We start from the raw sequence: 2668 nt of genomic DNA on the forward strand, positions 1-2668 counted from the left end.
AGTTTATGTATGTCGAACAATTAAGATGGCTTCCTGCCATCCCTTGTCCGAAGCCAATTCATCTCCCACCTACTCACTTCGCGTTCCTTGAGGAAGGAGTCTTCTTGGCTAAAATGATAAACAGTTCTTTGAAAAGAGAATACGTTTTGGGGATAGCGTTCCCATTATAATAACGTTACTCGGTGACGCGGAGGCTAGAGGGAATAAGAGCTTCCCGAAATTATTTATATTTATCATTCAGCTCGGAATGCGTCCTCTGGGTTGATAATAAATATAAGTCTATTTCTCTGATATGTCGTTTCTTGAAAATGGAATGGGGGTGGTTGCTCATGATTGAGTGACACTTGCGTTCTAAAATTCTAAAAATGTATGCGTAATCTCGTTCATTAGTAATTACTCACGATTCTTATTAATGACCAAAATGAGAGCAGAGAGCTTTCGCTCTTTGTTTGAGCCAATACAACGGAAACATTCCCCTTCCGTCCCTCTAGTGTATTGGTTCAGACAAGGCGTCGGAAGAAATATATACGTCTTGATATTAATCCTTTATAATTCGATATTGGTCTGCAAAGGTGAAAATGACATTAAGTAGCCGAAGTATTGAGCCGACTCTACGGAGTATAAACGAGAAGATTCTTAGTCTTCTCCCAGTCACCGAACTAACCAAATGTGAAGCGTGTAGCTAATATATAGTGTTGCGGTGACTTGGAGAAGGTTGAGAGTTATCTTGACCTTTGAAGAGGAACTTTTGCCATTTGTTTTTTTATTTCTCTCTATTAAATATGTGAACTATGGGGAGTTTTATAAAACATAACTTTTGAATTATGTAATAAAAGTATATATAATTATACTAATGTCAATATATTAACTGGTTAAAAATGGGGAAAGAAAAATGAAGATTAAATTTGATGTAGTTAAAAATGAAAATTTTGATTTTACTTTATTAGAAACAAAATTGCTGAAAACTTTTAAAGAAGTAGATAATGTAGCAATAATTGAAAAGGTTGAAGATAAAATTTTTGAAAAAGATGATGTGCAAACCCATTTAGCGGAGATTACTATTAATGTTACAGGAAATAATATTGGATATAGATTAGCTTCAGCTAGTATATTCATTGTTCTAGAAAGTCTATCAATAGAGCTATTCAATATTAATATTAGTATACATTAAGCATCCAAAATGGGTGCTTTTTTCTTTGTTATATATAAATTACACATTAAATCAGTGAATATTCTAATAAGACAAGCATATATTGGAGTATGGGGTTGCCCCACTTCATATATTTGAGCACCTATCGATTATGGGTGCTCTTTTATTTTGTATAAAATTAACAATTGGATTAAAGGATATCTATATAAATTGGTAGAATCTAGTTGTTTGGTTCACATTTTAATCCGAGGGGTACAAATTCGATGCGACGTGAAAAGGATTTGTTGAAACAGTGGAAGGCGGATTTGCAAGCTGTTCAAGAAGAGAAAAGGCTGAAGAAAAAGGCTAAGAAAAAGAATAAAAGATATAGCATGCCTGGTAATACAGCTGACTTCATGAATGGAAAGGATACTTATCGTAAAGAGCATGGGGTATGGAAGCAAAGAAATAAATAATGTAAGGATAAATGAGTTTGATTAAGTTTATAGCAATTATCGTGAGGTGGGTGAATGGCAAAGGAGTATGCAAAGAAGTTTTATAAAACTGCAGCATGGAAGAAGTGCAGAGACTCTTATTATAAATTCAGACATGGATTGTGTGAGAGATGTACAGTGAGAGCAGGTAAGATTGTTCACCATAAGCATTACATAATGCCTGAGAATATTAATGATCCAGAGATTACGTTAAGCTTCAGTAACTTAGAGCTACTGTGTCAGGATTGTCACAACCGTGAGCATCATGAGAAGAATAGTCCTGTAGCAGAAGGTGTGATGTTTGATGAGAATGGGGATTTAATTAGGAGTGATAGAGATGGAGCTAACTAAACTAGGGGAGGCGATTGCCATCGGTACCATTCAGATCTTTTTCTGCCCTTGATCTTATCTCCTGTAAAGTCTCCAATGGAGATAAATATTTTTTATCTTTCCCTTTCCCTTCATACTTGTTAGGATATCGCTCTTGAACCTGGTTCTGAACGGAAAATAACAGTTCTTCTTTGTTTTTAAAATAATAGTGAATAAGTCCAGGTGTTATGGCAGCTTCTTTTGCGGTTCTGGTGCAAAAATCATTTGATAGGGACATAGAAACCTACATAGACTGTTCAATGGCAGATTATGATGCAATTCCAAACAATTTATGTATGAACCTAACTTCATTTTGGGCAGACTTCACCTGTGAGTGAAGTTTCCCTTTTTTCATCATATGCATGGCTTCAACACCACTCAATATAGAGGTTGCTGTTTTAAATGACTTGAATCCCAACATAGAACGCACGCGTTTCTTAATAAAACGATGATCCTGTTCCACTATATTATTGAGATATCTAACTTGCCTTAGTTGTATACCTTCAGGCATATGTTTCTCTTCTTTCAACTCTTGAATCGCTACAGGATAGGCAGGATTCTTATCTACTGTTATCACGCGAGGTTTAGAAACGTACGAAAGAGCCAAGGCTTTCTTGAAAAAGCGCTTGGCTGCTTGTTTATCTCTTGATTGATTTAGATAAAAATCAATTGTATA

General features: G+C 35.3%; 5 protein-coding genes. 3 read left to right on the forward strand and 2 right to left on the reverse strand.

Translation table 11 applies throughout. The features are described from left to right. Nucleotides 1–892: 892 nt before the first annotated feature. The 3 genes from BAQ49_RS13430 (at nt 893) to BAQ49_RS13440 (ending at nt 1974) form a co-directional block, all read left to right on the forward strand. Nucleotides 893–1171: a hypothetical protein gene (locus BAQ49_RS13430; protein ID WP_071745731.1), complete on the forward strand. Its 279-nt coding sequence runs from the start codon at nt 893–895 to the stop codon at nt 1169–1171. A 242-nt stretch (nt 1172–1413) separates the two neighbouring features. Beyond that, nucleotides 1414–1605, forward strand: a complete 192-nt coding sequence (locus BAQ49_RS13435) for a hypothetical protein (protein WP_001250603.1) — start codon at nt 1414–1416, stop codon at nt 1603–1605. 54 nt (nt 1606–1659) lie between these two features. Then, the gene (locus BAQ49_RS13440) at nt 1660–1974 is read left to right on the forward strand and encodes an HNH endonuclease (RefSeq protein ID WP_071745732.1); all 315 of its coding nucleotides are present in this window, start codon (nt 1660–1662) and stop codon (nt 1972–1974) included. A gap of 1 nt (nt 1975) precedes the next feature. Here the strand turns inward: BAQ49_RS13440 and BAQ49_RS34270 are convergent, their stop codons facing one another. Beyond that, nucleotides 1976–2230 (reverse strand): TetR family transcriptional regulator, encoded by a 255-nt coding sequence (locus BAQ49_RS34270; RefSeq protein WP_071745733.1) that lies wholly within the window; start codon nt 2228–2230, stop codon nt 1976–1978. A 30-nt stretch (nt 2231–2260) separates the two neighbouring features. Further along, nucleotides 2261–2668, reverse strand: a 408-nt coding sequence (locus BAQ49_RS13450; protein ID WP_116733456.1) for a DDE-type integrase/transposase/recombinase, incomplete at its 5' end; no start/stop codon positions are given.

It is taken from the genome of Bacillus proteolyticus, assembly GCF_001884065.1.
GTDB classification, from domain to species: Bacteria; Bacillota; Bacilli; order Bacillales; family Bacillaceae_G; genus Bacillus_A; species Bacillus_A proteolyticus.